The organism is Rheinheimera sp., assembly GCF_037442525.1.
Classification (GTDB): domain Bacteria; phylum Pseudomonadota; class Gammaproteobacteria; order Enterobacterales; family Alteromonadaceae; genus Pararheinheimera.
The window spans coordinates 57,160-75,071 of sequence record NZ_JBBIQD010000012.1; the positions used below are offsets into that span (position 1 = coordinate 57,160).

At 53.5% G+C, this 17,912-nt stretch carries 17 protein-coding genes; 12 read left to right on the forward strand and 5 right to left on the reverse strand.

What is annotated here, in order from left to right:
* Positions 1-27: 27 nt before the first annotated feature.
* The gene (locus WKJ03_RS15325; protein WP_337843107.1) at positions 28-1,929 is read right to left on the reverse strand and encodes a methyl-accepting chemotaxis protein; all 1,902 of its coding nucleotides are present in this window, start codon (positions 1,927-1,929) and stop codon (positions 28-30) included.
* Between the two features lie 190 nt (positions 1,930-2,119).
* Between WKJ03_RS15325 and WKJ03_RS15330 the strand changes: the two genes are divergently transcribed.
* Positions 2,120-2,755, forward strand: coding sequence for a DUF2959 family protein (locus WKJ03_RS15330; RefSeq protein ID WP_337843108.1), 636 nt, complete (start codon positions 2,120-2,122; stop codon positions 2,753-2,755).
* Here the strand turns inward: WKJ03_RS15330 and WKJ03_RS15335 are convergent.
* A complete protein-coding gene (locus WKJ03_RS15335) occupies positions 2,730-3,209 on the reverse strand; it encodes a hypothetical protein (RefSeq protein ID WP_337843109.1) in 480 nt (159 codons plus the stop codon). The two genes, WKJ03_RS15330 and WKJ03_RS15335, sit on opposite strands and share 26 nt — an antisense overlap.
* Before the next feature lie 231 nt (positions 3,210-3,440).
* On the opposite strand from WKJ03_RS15335, the gene WKJ03_RS15340 reads away from it, so the two are divergent.
* From WKJ03_RS15340 to WKJ03_RS15360, 5 genes are all read left to right on the forward strand, one after another.
* Positions 3,441-5,180, forward strand: a complete 1,740-nt coding sequence (locus WKJ03_RS15340) for a glycoside hydrolase family 3 protein (RefSeq protein WP_337843110.1) — start codon at positions 3,441-3,443, stop codon at positions 5,178-5,180.
* A 55-nt stretch (positions 5,181-5,235) separates the two neighbouring features.
* On the forward strand, positions 5,236-5,619 hold the full coding sequence (locus tag WKJ03_RS15345; RefSeq protein ID WP_337843111.1) for a DoxX family protein: 384 nt from the start codon (positions 5,236-5,238) through the stop codon (positions 5,617-5,619).
* A 203-nt stretch (positions 5,620-5,822) separates the two neighbouring features.
* Entirely contained in the window at positions 5,823-7,490 is a 1,668-nt protein-coding gene (locus tag WKJ03_RS15350; protein ID WP_337843112.1) for an alkaline phosphatase D family protein, read from the forward strand.
* Between the two features lie 55 nt (positions 7,491-7,545).
* On the forward strand, positions 7,546-8,310 hold the full coding sequence (locus WKJ03_RS15355) for a DUF3530 family protein (RefSeq protein ID WP_337843113.1): 765 nt from the start codon (positions 7,546-7,548) through the stop codon (positions 8,308-8,310).
* Between the two features lie 60 nt (positions 8,311-8,370).
* Entirely contained in the window at positions 8,371-8,715 is a 345-nt protein-coding gene (locus tag WKJ03_RS15360) for a DMT family protein (protein WP_337843114.1), read from the forward strand.
* On the opposite strand, the gene djlA is transcribed toward WKJ03_RS15360, so the two are convergent.
* The 3 genes from djlA to WKJ03_RS15375 are packed head-to-tail and all read right to left on the reverse strand — an operon-like array spanning position 8,716 to position 11,185.
* A complete protein-coding gene (djlA, locus tag WKJ03_RS15365) occupies positions 8,716-9,516 on the reverse strand; it encodes a co-chaperone DjlA (protein ID WP_337843115.1) in 801 nt (266 codons plus the stop codon).
* Positions 9,506-10,183, reverse strand: coding sequence for an N-acetylmuramate alpha-1-phosphate uridylyltransferase MurU (gene murU, locus WKJ03_RS15370; protein WP_337843116.1), 678 nt, complete (start codon positions 10,181-10,183; stop codon positions 9,506-9,508). Before murU ends, djlA begins: the two co-directional genes overlap by 11 nt.
* Positions 10,184-11,185 carry a phosphotransferase gene (locus WKJ03_RS15375; protein WP_337843117.1) on the reverse strand — a complete coding sequence of 334 codons (1,002 nt, stop codon included), beginning with the start codon at positions 11,183-11,185 and terminating at the stop codon, positions 10,184-10,186.
* 123 nt (positions 11,186-11,308) lie between these two features.
* Here WKJ03_RS15375 and lptD point away from each other — a divergent pair, with 123 nt between their 5' ends.
* Genes lptD through WKJ03_RS15405 form a run of 6 tightly spaced genes read left to right on the forward strand, consistent with a single transcriptional unit; the run spans position 11,309 to position 17,844 of the window.
* The gene (lptD, locus tag WKJ03_RS15380; RefSeq protein WP_337843118.1) at positions 11,309-13,576 is read left to right on the forward strand and encodes an LPS assembly protein LptD; all 2,268 of its coding nucleotides are present in this window, start codon (positions 11,309-11,311) and stop codon (positions 13,574-13,576) included.
* A gap of 11 nt (positions 13,577-13,587) precedes the next feature.
* A complete protein-coding gene (gene surA / locus WKJ03_RS15385; protein ID WP_337843119.1) occupies positions 13,588-14,880 on the forward strand; it encodes a peptidylprolyl isomerase SurA in 1,293 nt (430 codons plus the stop codon).
* Positions 14,877-15,872 (forward strand): 4-hydroxythreonine-4-phosphate dehydrogenase PdxA, encoded by a 996-nt coding sequence (pdxA, locus tag WKJ03_RS15390; RefSeq protein WP_337843120.1) that lies wholly within the window; start codon positions 14,877-14,879, stop codon positions 15,870-15,872. Before surA ends, pdxA begins: the two co-directional genes overlap by 4 nt.
* Entirely contained in the window at positions 15,865-16,677 is an 813-nt protein-coding gene (rsmA, locus tag WKJ03_RS15395) for a 16S rRNA (adenine(1518)-N(6)/adenine(1519)-N(6))-dimethyltransferase RsmA (RefSeq protein ID WP_337843121.1), read from the forward strand. Before pdxA ends, rsmA begins: the two co-directional genes overlap by 8 nt.
* Positions 16,674-17,051, forward strand: a complete 378-nt coding sequence (gene apaG, locus WKJ03_RS15400) for a Co2+/Mg2+ efflux protein ApaG (protein ID WP_337843122.1) — start codon at positions 16,674-16,676, stop codon at positions 17,049-17,051. The genes rsmA and apaG overlap by 4 nt, the downstream gene beginning before the upstream one ends.
* A 1-nt stretch (position 17,052) precedes the next feature.
* Positions 17,053-17,844: a symmetrical bis(5'-nucleosyl)-tetraphosphatase gene (locus tag WKJ03_RS15405; RefSeq protein ID WP_337843123.1), complete on the forward strand. Its 792-nt coding sequence runs from the start codon at positions 17,053-17,055 to the stop codon at positions 17,842-17,844.
* Positions 17,845-17,912 lie beyond the last annotated feature (68 nt).

Genomic DNA, 17,912 nt, shown 5'->3' on the forward strand with positions numbered 1-17,912 from the left:
AATAAATTGCCGCTCCGGCAGCGGGCCTCAGGCAGAAAAACGGCCGGTCAGCTGGGTTAAAGCCGAAGATAAATCGCCCAGTCTGGCGGCCAGCTGCTGTAACTCGCCGGCATTTGCCAGATTTGAATCGCTGATCTGATGCATAGTCTGTACTTGCTGCCCCACATCCTGCACCACCATTGCCTGCTGCTCAGTTGCCGCAGCGATTTGAATACTCATACCTTCAAGCTGCTGAATTTGCGAAGTAATTTGCTGTAATGAGGCTTCAACTGCATCACTGCGGCTGACATTGTCCAGTGCCTGCCTGCTGGCCGCCGCCGTTGCCTGCACCGCTTGATCCGTCTGACTGAGTAAATCGCTGATCACCTGCTGAATCTCTTTCGTCGATCCCTGAGTTCTGGCCGCCAATTGCCTCACCTCGTCAGCAACCACGGCAAAACCCCGCCCATGTTCACCGGCCCGGGCTGCCTCAATAGCGGCATTCAGCGCCAGCAGATTGGTTTGTTCGGCTATGCCCTGAATCACATCAAGGATCTGCCCTATACTGCCCGCTTTGTCAGCCAGCTGACGGATCACCTGTTGCGCCGTTTCAACATGGCCAGCCAGCTGTTTCATGCCTTGCAGACTCAGGCCGACCTGTTGCTGGCCAGCCTGCACAGACTGGCTGGCTTTGCTGGTGCTGTCGGCAGACAAAGACGCATTTTGGGCAATCTCAGCCACTGTCGCTGCCATTTGGCCAATAGCCGCCTCAACCTTGCTACTGGCCTCCAATTGCTGTTGGTTATGGCGCAGACTGTGATAAGCGGCGCTGTTCAGGTCCCTGGATTCAGCCGCCAGTTCACGGCTGCTGTGCTGAATGTCACTGACCAACTGGTTGATATTCGCCACAAACTGGTTAAATCCCTGCGTCAGCTCGTGCAGTTCCTTGCCTCCTTGTTGCTCCAGCCGCACAGACAAATCGGCTTCACCTTGCCCCAGTCGCTGGAACATCTGCCCCAAACGGCGGATAGGTGCACTGATGCTTTGGCTGATAAACAGGGATAACAAACCGATCAGCGCCGTGACTGCAGCAGCGGTCAGATAACTGGTCAGTTTAATCTGTTGCATTACGGCAAAAATCTCCTGCTCTGGCACCTGAGCAATCAGGTACCAGTCCAGAGCTTCAATGTAAGTGGAGGCCAGCACAGTGGCTTGCCCGTCCAGTTCAGTGGTCAGCAGATTGACGGTGTCAGGTTTTAACAGCTGCGTGACCACCTGCGACGAAAACTGGCTGGTCAGTGCCGTGCCGATGCGTTGGGAGGGATGTAACTGAATTTGCCCCTGCTGATTGGCCAGAAACACAAAACCTGTTTGCTCAATTTTGTACTGACTGATCATTTTCACCATTTCCGTCAGTGGTTTGGCAATACCCGACAAACCCCGGCCATCCAATTGCTGGAAATTGACAAAAATCTGATAGCCCAGTTCCGGGCTGTTATACACAGACACCTGCCGGGCTTTGCCAGAGTCTTTAAACGCATAAAACCAGGCATCCTGTTCTGGCGTCAGACGGCGCAAAAAGCCCTGTTCATTCCAATAGTCAGCCGAGTGTCTGTCGCAAAAGGAGGCTGCCTGCAGACCATGCACCTGACGCACCTGCTCCAGCTCCGCCACCAGTTGCGCTTCCTGTTCTGCCTGACGGCCATCCACAGTCAGCTGATGCAATAAAGGTGAGCTCGCCAGTTGTTCTGCTATCTGCTCCAGACTGCGAATTTCTGCCTCAATGTTGTGTTTAATCTGATTCAGACTGGCCGGCAGGTCTTTTTGCAGACTGCGTTCAGTCAATACCTGTTCGGTCATGAGCTGACTGAGCAGACTGATCAACAAAGTGGCAGCCAGCACGGCCACACTTAAACTTATTAACAATTTTTGCCGAATCGACCAGTTCACCCTGTGATACTCCTGTCAGCCGCCACCGTGCCTGAAAACACGGCATTACAACAGCCGCTATTATCAGGCGATGGCAGAAACTATTCATTAAATTTTCATGAAACTGCGGTTATCCGCAGCAATCTTCAGCAAGACAGGGACGAAAAAGCGTCACTATGTTAAGGTGAAACAAATGATCACGGAGAACTCAATGAAAGCTTTGTTACTGCTCAGCGTGCTGACCCTGACGGGATGCCAGCAGGCTTATTACGCCACTATGGAAAAATTTGGGGTGGAAAAACGTGAACTGCTGGTCGACCGGGTTAAAGATGCGCGTGACGCCCAATTGGACGGCCAACAGCAATTTAAAGATGCTTTGGACGAGCTCAGTCAGCTGTTGCAATTTGAGGGTGGCGATCTACAGACTCAGTATCAGCAGCTCAGCCAGCAGTATCAAGACAGTCAAAAGGCGGCACAGCTCATCAGCAGCAGAGTGGATAAAGTGCAATCTGTTGCTGAAGCTTTGTTTGACGAATGGCGGGATGAACTGGAACAGTACCAAAGTCAGCAGCTCAAACGCCAAAGCCAGCTACAACTGCAGCAAACAGAACGCCAGTTTCAGCAGTTACTGAAGAAAATGCGGGCCGCCGAAGCGAAAACTCAGCCTGTGCTGCGGCTGCTGAATGACAATGTGCTGTTTTTAAAACACAACCTGAATGCCAAGGCCATTGGTGCGGTGCAGCAGGATTTTTCCGGCTTGCAGCGCAACCTGCAAAGCCTGCTACAGGAGATGAACCAGGCGATTCACGAATCCAATAAATTTATTGCCCAGTTGCAGCAGGATTAGTGTTTGCTTCATTTAAGGCAGGTTTCAGCAGCTCCAGAGCTGCTTTGGCCTGGGTTTCTTCATCTTTTTGTTTAATGCGTACCAGAGCCGCGTAAAACTGGGCTGCAGTAAAGGATTGGGTCGACTGGATCAAGTCACTGACATCGGCACTGCTTTGCGCCAGCATTTGCTGGAAAATCTCCAGATGACCATTGCGCTGCAAGGCAGGCGCCAGATTGGTGTCTTCAGCACCGTCACGAATGGTGTAGTACTTTTGCAAAAGCTCAGCCCGGGCCGCCAGGCTCAGCTCTTCTGCTTTGCTCGGTTCAGCCTGCACTACGGCAGCGGGTTCCGCCTGTGCAGGCTTCGTTTCTGCTTTTTCCGTGGCGGTCAGGCTGTTAAATAAAAAAGCAGCAATAATCAGACCACTGAATAAACCCCAGAAAAAACTCAATAAAGGTGTCGGCTTGTACATCTTGAACTCCACTGCAAACAGGCAACAGCGATTATACCTGCCCCGATCCGCGGCGCGACCTTTTTCTGTGACAGTTTTCTGTGCTGGCTATCTGGGGCTAATTTCTGATGTTGAGGCTGCTGCCGTTGACACCGGCTGATATAGTAGCGACAAGTGAACCATAAATTGAGGCTGGCTTTGAAGTTACCACTCCTGTTGCTCTGTGCCAGCAGCCTGCTCGCCGGAGGATGTATGCACCAAGGAACCACAGACCAGCAATTGCGTTATTGGATAGGCCAGAAGCTGATGATTGATATCCGTCAGACCTGCAGCCCAGCCCAGCGATGCGAAGACCTGACGCAGCTACCGGCCAGTTATGCCGCAAAAATCCGGCAACTGCAGCTAGGCGGTGTGATCCTCTTTGCCAATAACCTGAAACACAGTGCGCAAATCCGGCAACTGACCCAAGACTTGCATCAAAGCAGTGGGGACGGTTTGCCATTGCTGATAGGCATCGATCAGGAAGGTGGCCGGGTGGCCCGCTTACCGGTCACTGAGTACCCGGCGTTTGCCGGTGCCATGGCATTGGGCGCGACTCAGGCGCACTACGGTGAGCAGTTTCCTCACCAGGTAGCAACCGCTATGGCACATCAGCTGCACGAACTGGGCATTAACCTGAATTTTGCCCCCAGCCTGGACGTGAACAATAACAGAGCCAACCCGGTGATTAATGTGCGCTCCTTTGGTGACCAGCCGGCTAAAGTGGCAGCCGCAGGAGCCGCCATGGTGAACGCGATGCAGCAACAAGGGGTGTTGGCGACCATTAAACACTTTCCGGGTCATGGAGATACTCATGTGGACAGTCATACAGGGCTTCCCAGAGTGGACCACCCCCTGCAAGTCGTACAACAAACCGACCTGGCACCTTTTGCTGCGGTGCTGCAGCACAGCCAGCCTGCCATGGTAATGACGGCCCATATCCAGTACCCGGCGTTGGACAACAGCACCTTAGTGAATAAACAGGGCGACAACATGCTGAAGCCCGCAACGCTGTCGCGGCGCATGCTGACGGAGTTACTGCGGCAGCACATGGGTTATCAGGGTGTGATCATTACCGATGCCCTGAATATGGCGGGCATCAGTCAGTTTTTTGAACCGGCGGAAGCCGTGATCCAGACCTTTGCCGCTGGCGCCGATATAGCGCTGATGCCGTATGAGATCCGTTCAGAACAGGATCTGACGGGTCTGCAACAGTTAATAGACGCTGTGCTGGATGCCGTTGTTCAGGGCCGACTTTCAGTCACTGAGCTGCAACAATCGGCCGAACGGGTCCTGTCACTTCGCCGCAAGCTGGCTCACCAAAAGGCCCCTGCCACCGACCCACATCGATTAAGCGCCGATCGGCAACTGGAGCAACAACTGGCCGAAGCCAGCCTGACCCAGGTGGGAACCAACAAACTGCCCGCCGGTTGGCAACTGGAAGGTCAGCGTCTGCTGCTGATTGCGCCCGAACAGACCAAATGCCAGGGCTGGCAACAGGCACTGACACTGCACCAGGTGAAACTGAAACAGCTGAACTGTGCAACACTGGACCAGAGTGCTGCAGAGCTGCAGACTCTGATAGACGAGGCCGATACGATATTGGCCACCCTGATAAGCCCAACCCAAAGCGCGGCTGAACTGGGCGTGCTGGCTGATTTACTGGCGCTGACCCCTGTTCAGTTAAGCCCGGCAGAACAAAAACAAAAACTGCTGACCGCCCTGACCTATGCCAAACAGCAAGGCAAACAGAACCTGCTGGTGGCACTGCGAACACCGTACGACTTAAGTGACTTTGCAGATGTTGCGGACCTGCGGCTGGCTACCTACAGTTATAACCAGCAGCCATTAACGGCACAACGGCCTTTATCAGGCCCGGCCTATGATGCTGTGATTGCCTGTCTGCTGGGTAAAATTCAGCCGAAAGGTCAGTTACCGGTGCAGTTAGATTAAAGCCCGCAGCAAAACCGACCGCTTATCCCCTTCGGTACTTACATGAGGAAACCGGATGCTGTCCCAACTTTTTGGTCTGAGCCTGCTGCGACTGATGATCGCGGTTATTATTTTTCTGCATGGTGGTTACCGCCTGCTGAACGGAGGTATCGAACCCTTCGGTCAGTACCTGAGTCAGCAGGGCTTTCCTCTGGGACTGATTTGGGCAGCGGCTGTCACCGGGCTTGAGCTGATTGGCCCACTGTTTTTGCTGATAAACCGTTATGTCAGTATGTTCTGTCTGCTGTTTATTCTGCTCTACAGCACTGGGGTGGCACTGCTGCATGCCAAAGTCGGCTGGTTTGTGGTAGGCCCAGGCCGGAATGGTGCCGAGTTCAGTGCCTTGTTGATTGCGGTACTGCTGGTTCTGATGGTACAGCACTGGCCCGCGCGCCGTTAATACTCTTCAAGCGCACAGCGGCAGGCATGGCTTTCACCATCCAGCCCCCCAGGTCACTGCTGTTCTGTATTTAACAGACTGCGGCTCAGGCCAGGGGTGCTGCAGCCCCCTGATCCACAGCCGCAGACAGCCGGCCCTTGGTGCAACCTGCCATCAAAAAGTCATCTGGCGGCTTTATGCTCAGATTTTTTGGAGCTATTCGGATGACACAGAAATCTCGTCGGACCTTTCTGAAACAACTGGCGGTGGTGAGCGGAGCGGGCTGGCTGACCAGCAGTCTGCTGGGCTGCACCAGCCAAATGTCGTTGCCAGCCAACACCGCCAAACTTGAGTTTTTACACGGGGTAGCCAGTGGCGACCCGCAGCAGGACCGCCTGATCCTGTGGACACGGGTCAGCCCAGAGCCACTGACGGACAATGTGTCATTGCTGCTGGAAGTCAGCACCAATCCAGATATGCAGCCGCTGGTGCACAGCGAGCTGGTCCTGGCGAAAGCAGCCAATGATTATTGTGTCAAAGTAGACCTGGCCGGGTTAACACCGGCCACCGACTATTACTATCGCTTCCGCGACCAGAACAGCAGCTCCGTTATTGGGCATGGCCGTACACTGGCAACCCAGCGCCCAGAGTCTGTCCGTATGGCCGTGCTGTCCTGCTCCAACTACCCTGCCGGTTATTTTCATGCCTACAAAGAGGTCGCCCGCCAACCACTTGATGCAGTACTGCACCTGGGGGATTACCTATATGAATATGCCATGGGTGAATATGGCACTGAGCAAGCCAAAGCTCTCGGCAGGGAACTGGCCGCAGATAACAGCAAAGAAATGCTCAGTCTGGCTGATTACCGTAAGCGGTACGCCTTGTATCGTGCGGACACCGATTTACAGGCCGCTCATCAGGCGCACAGTTTTATCTGCGTCTGGGATGATCACGAAATTACCAATGACGCCTGGACTGATGGCGCAGAGAATCATCAGCCGGAAGAAGGTTCTTACCAAGGGCGAAAACTGGCGGCACTGCAGGCTTATTACGAATGGATGCCCATTCGTCCGCTGGTGAGCGGACAACAGCAATCGCTGGCCCGCCGCTTCGATTTTGGTGATCTGGTCAGCCTTTACATGCTGGATACCCGCATTGAAGGCCGGATGCAACAGCTGGACTACGCCAGCTTCAGTGATGCAGACCAGGGACTGGACAGCGACTCTTTTCTGCGGGCCTTGCAGGAGCCAACACGGACTTTATTGGGCCCGCAGCAACAGAGCTGGTTATTGCAGCAGTTACTGAGCAGCAAGGCCAGCTACCAGGTACTGGGACAGCAAGTCTTAATGGCCAAAATGTGGCTGCCCGCTCAGGCACTGGCAGCACTTGGCAAACCCGGCCCTGAACTGGCCGCTCAGTTGCATCAACTGGCGCAACAAGTTAAGGCAGGCCAGAAGCTCCTGCCATATAACCTGGATGCCTGGGACGGCTACCCGGCCGAACGCGAACTGATCTACCAGGCGGCCATGAAAACAGGGCAACCTCTGCTGGTGCTGGCCGGAGATACGCACAATGCGTGGGCATCCAGCCTGCATAGTGGCAATGGCAACAAGGTGGGCGTTGAACTGGCAACAGCCTCCGTTACCTCCTCTGGCATCGAGGATTACCTGAAGCTGGACAGCACGGCTTTACGGCAACTGGAACAGGATTTGGTGCAACTGATTGATGAACTGGACTGGTGTAATCTGGAACAACGGGGGTACTTGTTGCTGAATTTTACCGCCAGCCAGCTGACGGCTCAGTGGTTTGGCCTGGACACTGTAAAAGCGGCCCGCTACCAGAATCAGTTGTTGCACGAGCTGAAATTCAGTCCGGCTCTGACAAAAATCTAAAGCTTGGCGGCGCAGGCCCGATAACAGGAGAACGACCAGTTTATCCGGGCCTGCCATGCGTGTTGTTCTGCTGTTTTTGTTGCTTTCTCCTTTCACCTTGTGGGCCGAAAGCCCGGTCAGTACAGAGTTCTGGCAACGTGCCGATCTGGAACGTCAGTTGGATCAGGATGAAGTCAAAATGCTGACGGCGGGCGATACCGAATTTCTGACCTTGCAACTGCCGGCCATGACTGCCGAAGTGAAAGGCACAGCCCTGCTGCTCCCCGATGGCTCACAACACCCGGCCAGCCCACGCTATATTCAGACCCTGCGCCAGCAACTGATTGACTACGGCTGGAACACCATCGCTATTTTACCGCCAGAACCCGCAGCGGACGACAGCCCGGAAGCCCTGGAGCTGTACCAACAGCAACTGCTGCAACGGGTGGTGGCCGCAGGCACAGCCGCACGGCAGAACAATGGTTACCTGATAGTGCTGGCGCAAGGCAATAACGGCGCTTTCTTGGCCCAGCTTTACGCCGACAAAAAACTGCCTGAACCCGAATCGCTGGTATTGTTGAGTGCCTATCACCCGGTCAACAGCAGCAATAAGCAACTGGCCCGGTGGATCGCCAAACTGGCCATACCCACCCTGGATCTGAAGCACTACAAAGACAACACAGTGCTTGAGGGGCACTGGCGGCTGCGCCAGCAATGGGTCAATAAAGAAAACAAACTGTTGTATCGCCAGCGCGAATTACCAGGTGACATGAAAAGCCCGCTGTGGCAACAACAGATGCTGAAAGAGGTCTATGGTTGGCTGAGTTATCAGGGATACTGATACACAGCTCCTGATGTTCAGGGTACACTGGCGTTGTTGTCACAGCCACGGAACTTCACCATGTCGCCATTGCTTACGACTGTTGCCTTGCTGACAGTCAGTAATATTTTTATGACCTTCGCCTGGTATGGTCATCTGAAACACCTGAAAAACTCGGCACTGTTTATTGCCATCGCGGTTTCCTGGGGCATTGCTTTGTTTGAGTACATGCTGATGGTACCGGCCAACCGTATTGGCCACCAGGTGCTGAGTCTGGCTCAGCTGAAGATCTTGCAGGAGGTCATTACGCTCAGCGTATTTATTCCTTTTGCTGTGCTTTATATGAAAGAGCCCTTTAACTGGAATTATGTTTACGCCGGGCTCTGTTTGTTGGGCGCTGTGTATTTTATGTTTTTCCGCAGCTGATTAGCGCTTAGTCTTCACCAGTTCATAAGCAGCCTGAATATCCTGGGCTTTTTTTGTAGCCAGCTCCAGCATCTCAGGAGGCAAGCCCTGGGACACCAGTTTGTCCGGATGATGTTGCGCCATCAGCTTTTTATAGGCCTTTTTCAGTGCAGCCTCACTTGAGCCAGGTTCCACCCCCAGCACTTTGTATGCCGAAGCCAGTTGCTGGCTGTCGTCCTGCTGCGGCTGCCCCGGCCGACTGCGGGCAAACCTGGCTTCCGCTTCGTAACGGCGCACCATCTGCTGCAGCTGGGCTTCTGACAAACCCAGGGCTTTGGCCACTTTCAGCAAGATACGTTGCTCCGGCGCACTCAGGTCCAGGTCAACATAGGCCATGCTGATTTGTATTTCGACAAACAGCAGCAGCAGGTCCGGCCGGAAACGAAACACGGCCTTAAACTCTGCCAGTTGCTGCTCCACCGGAAAATCTGCTTGTTTGCCATCGCGAAATGCATTTTGCGCTTCTTGCACCTGCACGCCGGACAAGCCCAATTGCTGCATAAAAGCGCTGGCTTGCTGAATATGGGCCTGGGTCACTACCCCGTTTGATTTGGCTATATGCCCCATCAGCGCAAAAGTGTTGTAACGAAAAATCCCCTGGGCTTCGCTTTGGTCCCGACCAAAACCGGCAAAACCTCCTGCCTGGCGAAAAGCTTCGGCATAGCGTTTGTCAAACCAGTAGCCGATTAACAAGCCCAGCACCAGCCCAGGCCATTTCAGCAGCGCCATACCAAACAAAGCACCCAGCAACTTACCCCACATCAGATCTCTCCAGTAAGGCTGACAACTGGTTCAGCCGTTCCACTGTGCCAATATCAAACCACAGGCCCTGGTACAGCTGCGCACTGACCAGTCCTTGCCGCATCGCGTCTCGTAAAAAAGGCGCCAGTTTTTGTTTACCATGAGGTACAGCGGCAAAAAACTCAGGCCGGTAAAGTGCAATACCACTGAACGTATACTGCAGTGTCGCCTCGGCCAGCGCCAACCCCTCTGCACTCAGACCGAAATCACCGGCTGGGTGTTGGGGCGGATTGGGCACCAGCACCAAATGCGCCAGCTTTGATTCCGGCAGCTGCAGAGGTTTAAAATCCAGATCGGTCCAGATGTCCCCATTGACCACCAAAAAGGGGTCTGGCCCCAGCAAAGGCAATGCCTGACGGATCCCTCCGGCGGTTTCCAGCCCTTCAGCGCCCTCATCCGAGTACAGGATCCGGGCTGCAAACTGAGAACCATTCCCCAGATAGGCTGTTAATTTATCCCCAAGCCAGGCATGGTTAATCACCAGCTCTGAGTAACCAGCCCTGACCAGGGCTTCAATATGGTATTGGATCAATGGTTTGCCTGCAGCCGCCAACAAGGGCTTAGGCAACTGGTCGGTCAAAGGCCGCATCCGTTCCCCCCGGCCAGCCGCCAGAATCATTGCTTTCATTTAAAACTCCGGCGTCAGCACAGGCACAACTCGCTGTTCCAGCCAGTGGGCCAGCGGCTGGAACTCTGGGTAGTTTTGACAAGACTCCAGCACATAGCCTAAGACTCTGGGTAAATCCGCCAGATACCCTGATTTTTGATCTCTGTGGTAAAGGCGGCTGAAAATACCCAGCACTTTAATATGGCGCTGCAGCCCCATCCAATCAAACCAGCGTAAAAACTGCTCTTCAGTGACCTCTGGGCCAAGCAGCTGCTGTTGCTGCAGTTGCAGGTAGCCTTCCAGCGCCAGTTGCTGCACCAATGACTGTGGCCATTTCAGGTAACAGTCTTTTAATAAAGACACCAGATCATAGGTGACTGGCCCCAGCACTATGTCCTGAAAATCAATCACAGCCAGACTGCCATCCGGCTGTGGCATCAGGTTCCTGCTGTGAAAATCACGGTGCATACCCGCCTTTGGCTGTTGTCCTGCGCTGGTGATCAGGGCAGAAAATGCCTGGCGCCAGATCTGCCAGTCCTGTTGTGTCAGTTCAAGCTGCAAATGCCTGGCTAAAAACCATTCCGGGCAAATCATCAGCTCCCGTTCGACAAAAGCGTCATCAAACACAGGCAAGGGCCCGGCGCTGGTTGAACTGATACTGCGGATTTGTGGCAATAAAGCCAGTGCCTTTCGGTACCAATCTGGCGCTGTTGCCACTGTCAGCAAGGGCTGCAAGAGCTGATCCCCCAGGTCAGACAACAACAACAGGCCTTGCTGCAGATCCATCGCGATGACCTGCGGCACTGACAACCCCACCGCCGCCAGGCTTTGTGCCGTCGCCACAAAACGACCACAATCTTCCTGTGGCACTGGCGCATCCATCAGCACATAAGTCTGTTCTGAGGTACAAACCCGAAAATAACGCCTGAAACTGGCATCACCGGAAATGGCGTTCAGCTGATACGATTGGTTGGCAAAATACTGCTGCAGAAAGAGTGCGATAAGGTCGGAACGGCTGGACACTTTTTGCTCCTGTCAGGGTCTTACCGGGCACTATAACGGATTAGCAGGAACGGTAAAATTCATTTATGATAAGGCTCCTGTTTTTTGCCTTTCTCTGCGCGGATTAGAATTTAAGTAGGTTGCATGACCCCCACCCTGATACACAGATTAATGCTGCTGGCTTTTGGTCTGCCATGCCTGGCTCTGGCAGAAGAGCAGGTTGCCACCACCAGGCTGTGTTATATCCCAGAGGCCCCGCCTGCGGGTTTTGAACTGTTGCGCAGCGACGACACCCGGCTCCGGGTTTTGTCTGATCGGATCCAGATGCTGCAGAATCAGACCGCTGTGCTGGAAGGCCATATTGAAATCAGCCACCGCAATACGCTGATGACTGCCAGCGAAGCCCGTATTGACCAACAGAAACAGACCCTGAGTGCAACAGGGGGTATTGAATACTACAGCCCGGGCCTGAAAGTCAGCAGCAGTGACTTTCAGGCATCACTGAAACAAAACTCTGTGGATTTAGGCCAGGCCAACTACCGGCTGACAGAACAATCAGGCCGTGGTTTCGCCGAACGCTTGCAGGCCAGAGACAAACAAATTGAGTTGTCACACGCCAGTTTTACCACTTGTCCGGAGCAAGACCAGAGCTGGGCCCTGCATGCCCAGAGTATCCAAATCAATAACGACGCAGGCTGGGGCGAAGCCTGGCACTCTGTGATGAAAATTGGCGATGTGCCGGTGTTTTATCTGCCCTACATGACGTTCCCGGTCAGTGAAAAACGCAAAAGTGGCTTGTTGTTTCCGAAGATTGGCAGCTCGCAGAAGCTGGGACTGGACCTGGAAGCGCCCTATTATCTGAATCTGGCCGACAACTATGACGCCACCCTGACCCCCCGTTACATGAGTAAACGCGGTGCTCAACTGAAGTCTGAATTCCGTTACCTGACCTCAGATCATCAGGGCCAGTTGCAGCTGGAGATGATGCCAGAGGACAACGAAAAACCAGCCGGTTTCGGTGGTCGTTATTTAAGTCACCTCAGCCACAGTGGTGACTTGTCGGAGCGCTGGCGTGCCAGCATTGATTTCACCGATGTCAGTGACGATGCCTACCTGACAGAATTGGGCTCAGATTATTCCAACCAGAGTGATACTCAGCTCTATCGTCAGGCCAGCCTGAATTATTTTGGCGATGCTATCGATTCCCAGCTGCAATTGCAGGGCTTCGAAACTCTGGGGAATTACGCAAGCTCCTACGCGGCTTTGCCTCAACTGGATCTGCAATCCGCAGCCCCGATCCCATTAGGCGCAGGCCTGCAGTTTTTATGGTCGGGCCAGTATGTTCACTTTAAAAATGATGATGCCATCATTCACAGTGCCGACCGGTTACACCTGGAACCGACTTTACGCTGGCCTCTGCTGACGCCGGCCATGGAGCTGGTCGCTGAAACCAGCCTGTTGCACACTCAGTATCAGCAAAACACCACTGAAGAATTGCTTGCGGTGGATGAAGACCCAAGCCGCACTCTGCCGAAAGTCCGGTTAAATGCCAAATTTAATCTGGAACGTGAACTGGAATGGGATAACAAAGCTGCACTGCAGACACTGGAGCCACAAATTCAGTATCTGTATATGCCATACCGCGATCAGTCCGCAATAGGCCGCTATGACAGCACCCGGCTGCAGGATGACTATTATGGCTTGTTCCGGGAAAACCGTTACTCAGGGCTGGACCGCATTGCCGATACTAATCAGCTGACTTTGGGTGTGACCACCCGCTTTTACGATCAGCAGGACACCGAGCTGTTTCGCTTCAGTCTGGGGCAAATTGTCTATCTGGAAGACGCCAAAAGCATAGATCCGGTGGCCGGTGAAATGGTTCAGGCCGATTCGGTGCTGGCCTCTGAATTGTTATGGCACTGGCGCAAGGGCTGGTACCTGAATACCGCAGTGCAATACGACGCCAGCACTGAGCGCCTGGTGAAAAGCAGCGCCTCCATCGATTACATTGCCGATGATAATACAGTGCTGCAATTGAACCACCGCTACAGCAGAGCGGTCTCAGACTACGAAGTTGAACAGGCCGGTCTGCTGGGCACCACGCCCATCAACGAGCAATGGAAACTGGTGGCCAGTTACTACCGTGACCTGAATCAGGCTCAGATGATGGAAGCCAGCTTTGGTTTGCAGTATGAAGACTGCTGCTGGGCTGTACGTCTGGTGGCCCGACGCCAGATTAATACCAACCTGGAACAGGCGGTCAATGATCCGCAACTGGCTCCCAGTTTCGACAACGGTGTTGCCATCCAGTTTGTCTTAAAAGGTTTTGGTCAGTCCGCAGGCTTTAGTGTGGCCGACATGCTCAGTGATGGTATATTCGGCTACCGTCGCCCTTATTTACTAAATAATTAACGCAGGAATTTATGAAGTTACAATCAGTTTTGCTCACGTCCTTGCCACTGCTGTTCAGCCTGAACAGTCTGGCTGCGGAACAGAAAGTGGATGGAGTTGCCGCCATTGTGAATAATGGTGTGGTGCTGCAGACCGAAGTGAACAATATGGTGGCGATGGTCAAACGCAATGCTCAGGAACAAGGGCAGACGCTGCCGTCAGACCGTGCTCTGCAGACCCAGGTGCTGGAGCGTCTGATCAATACCAGCCTTCAGTTGCAGATGGCCAAGCGCATGGGCTTACAGATCACCGACCCTCAGCTGGATCAGTCACTGGAAAACGTCGCCCGTGGTGAAAACCTCAGTATGGAACAATTCCGTCAGCGCATCATTGAAGAAGAAGGCGATTACCAGGCCTTTCGTGAGCGTTTCCGTGACGAATTGACTACCAGTGAAGTGCTGCGCGCCAACGTGCAGCGCCGGGTGTATATCAGCCCTCAGGAAATCGATAACCTGATGAAAGTGATGGACGAACAGGGTGCCAGCAATGAACAGTACAACATAGGCCATATTCTGGTCGCAGTGCCCAGCCAGGCCACAACCGAGGAACTGGCGGAAGCCAAAGATCGCGCGGACAAAATCATGAAACTGCTGCGTGATGGCAGTGAATTCCGCAAAATTGCTATTGCGTCTTCCTCAGATACCACGGCGCTGGACGGAGGGGATATGGGCTGGATGAATATCAACGAAATGCCGACCCTGTTTGCAGATGCGATCCGTGGTAAGAAAAAGACAGATCTGATTGGTCCGCTGCGCTCTGGCGCAGGTTTTCACATTCTGACCATTTTTGATATCCGTGGTGCCAATGTGGCCGAGCTGCAGGAAGTGAAATCCCGTCACGTCCTGATTAAACCATCCATTATTATGAGCGAAGAAAAAGCCCGCGATACGCTGGCCAAATTTGTGGCTGATTTCAAAGCTGGCAAAGCGGACTTTGCTGAATTTGCTTCCGCTAACTCCGAAGATCCGGGTTCTAAACTCAAAGGTGGTGATTTAGGCTGGGCCGACCCGGCTATGTACGTCCCTGCTTTTCGCGATACCTTAAAACGCCTGCAGAAAGACGAGATCAGTGAGCCATTTCGCACTGAACATGGTTGGCACATAGTGCAGCTGCTGGACCGCCGTACTGTGGATATGACGGCTGAGAAAAAGCAGGATCAGGTGTACCGCATGCTGTTTAACCGCCGTTTTGCTGAAGAACAGGCCAACTTCCTGCGTGAATTACGCGATCAGGCTTATATCGAAGTACTGGAACAGGCGGAATGACATTACGAATTGCACTGACGCCGGGTGAACCAGCAGGCATAGGTCCGGATCTGGCCGTCATGCTGGCTCAGCGCAGCTGGCCAGTGCAGCTGGTCGTTTGTGCAAACGCGCAGCTGTTACAGGACAGGGCTGCTCAGCTTGGGCTGCCGCTGCATATTATTCCGTACCAGAAAGATTTGCCGCCAGAACTGGTGGCCGCCGGCAGCCTGACTGTCTTGGATTTTCCGCTGGAGCACCCCGCACAAGCCGGTCGGCTCAATGAAGCGAACGGCCATTATGTGGTGCAGACGCTCACTTACGTGGGGGCAGGTGCCATGTCCGGCGAGTTTGCCGCCATAGTGACAGGCCCGGTGCATAAAGGGGTGATCAATCAAGCCGGTATTCCGTTCAGTGGCCATACCGAGTTTTTTGCCCAGCAGTCCAACACCCCTTATGTGGTGATGATGCTGGCCACCGAAGGCCTGCGGGTGGCACTGACCACCACCCATATTCCGCTGGCTTATGTCGCCAAGGCGATCACCCGGGAACGGCTGCAACAGGTAGTCCGGGTATTACATACAGACTTGCAGCATAAATTTGCCATCCCGGATCCGGTGATTTATGTCTGTGGTCTGAACCCTCATGCCGGTGAAGATGGCCACCTTGGCCGGGAAGAAATTGATGTGATGATCCCGGCTTTGAACGAACTGCGTGCAGAAGGCATGCAGCTGGTTGGCCCGTTACCCGCCGATACCCTGTTTCAGCCCAAGTATCTGGATCATGCTGACGCCGTGTTGGCTATGTATCACGATCAGGGCCTGCCTGTGCTGAAACACAAAGGTTTTGGCAAATCCGTCAATATCAGTCTGGGTTTACCCTTAATCCGCACTTCAGTGGATCATGGGACAGCCCTGGATTTAGCTGGCACAGGCAAAGCCGATCCCGGCAGTTTATTTCACGCAGTAGAACAGGCCATCGATTTGGCCAGACGAGCACAAGTACATCATGTCTGACAAAGTTCATTTGGGCCACCATGCCCGCAAACGTTTTGGCCAAAACTTCTTGCACGACCCGGCTGTGATTGGCCGCATCGTGCGGGCCATCAACCCAAAACCCGACGATATTCTGGTGGAGATAGGCCCAGGCCTTGGTGCCCTGACTGAACCCGTCGCTGAACAGGCAGGCCATCTGACCGTAGTTGAACTGGACCGGGATCTGGCAGAGCGTTTGCAGCAACACCCAACCTTGTCTGACAAACTGAGCATTTACCAGGCGGACGCAATGAAGTTTGATTTCCGCCAGTTATTGCAGCCCGGCAAAAAACTGAAAATCTTTGGCAACCTGCCCTACAACATTTCTACCCCTTTGCTTTTTCATCTGTTTGACTACGCCGACTCGATTGAAAACATGCACTTTATGCTGCAAAAAGAAGTAGTGGAACGTATGACAGCTGGCCATGGTTCAAAAACCTACGGCCGCCTGACAGTGATGACCCAGTTTTTTTGCCAGGCCATTCCTGTGGTTGAAGTGGGCCCGGGAGCTTTCAAACCAGCCCCCAAAGTGGACTCCGCAGTGGTCAGGTTAATTCCTAAACCAGTGGCGGAACGTCACAATGTCTCAGTGCAGGTATTAAACCGGGTTTGTCTGGAAGCCTTTAACCAGCGCCGCAAAACCCTGCGTAACTGTTTTGCCAATTTCGCCACAGCGGAGCAGCTGGAACAACTGGGTTTAAACCCAACATTGCGACCTGAGCAATTGTCGGTGGAGCAATTTATTCAACTGGCCGCCTGGTTGCAGCAACAGGAGTCAGCCGCATGAGCCTGAGCTTCGAAATTCCGGTGCACGTGGACACCTTTTACATCGCCGCTCAATCCGACCCGGCACAGAACCGTTATGTATTCGCTTATACCATCACTATCCGTAACCACAGCAGCGAAGCTGTTCAGTTGCTCAAGCGCTACTGGTTAATCACGGATGCGAATGGCAAAGAAACCGAAGTCTATGGTGATGGTGTGGTTGGAGAGCAGCCTCAGCTGGCTCCGGGGGCCAGCTACAGCTATACCAGTGGTGCTGTACTGGAAACCCCGGTTGGCACCATGCAAGGTCATTATGAAATGACCAGCCAAAGCCAGTTGAGTTTTAAAACCCCTATTCCGTTGTTCCGGCTGGCCATGCCGAATATTCTGAATTGATATGGCCCGCTACGTTATCGGTGATATCCAGGGCTGCCTGCCCCAGCTAAAGCAGCTGCTGGCGTTGCTGCAGTTTAATCCGGTTCTTGATGAGCTGTGGTTTTGTGGCGACCTGGTGGCCCGTGGTCCGCAGTCACTGGAAACCTTGCGTTTTATTAAAGCTCTTGGCTCAAAACACAAAATCGTACTTGGTAATCACGATTTGCATTTGCTGGCCTGTGCTTATGGCATCGCCACGGCGAAAGCTTCCGATCAGCTAGACCAGATACTGCAGGCCGCTGATCGCGACGAGTTACTGAATTGGTTACGGCAACAGCCGTTAATGCATTACGACAAGGATGAGCAACTGTTGCTGGTGCATGCCGGGCTGGCTCCACACTGGAGCCCCGCAGCAGCACTGGCCGCCTGTGCAGAGGTTGAACAGCTGCTAAAACACAGGCCACTGCAACTGCTGCAGGAGATGTATGGCGATGAACCGGCATTATGGCAAGATGCCACAACAAACGCAGAACGCTGGCGTTTCACCGTCAATAGCTGTACCCGTATGCGTTATTGCCAGCACAATGGCGCATTGGAACTAAAAGAGAAACGACCACCTGCGCAAGTGCCCCATTTAAGGCCTTGGTATGAGTTTTGGCATGACCAGCCTCACCCTCAGATTTTTTTTGGTCATTGGGCCTCGTTGATGGGTTTCAGTCCCGTGCCAGGGATCCAGGCATTGGACACAGGCTGTGTGTGGGGAAATTCACTGACAGCCTATTGTATTGAAAACGGTCAGAGGTATAGTGTTTAATCAGCTGTATCGCGGCTATAATGCCGGTTGGTTACAGAAAAGCAGCAATAGAAGCAGTAGTTTTGCCC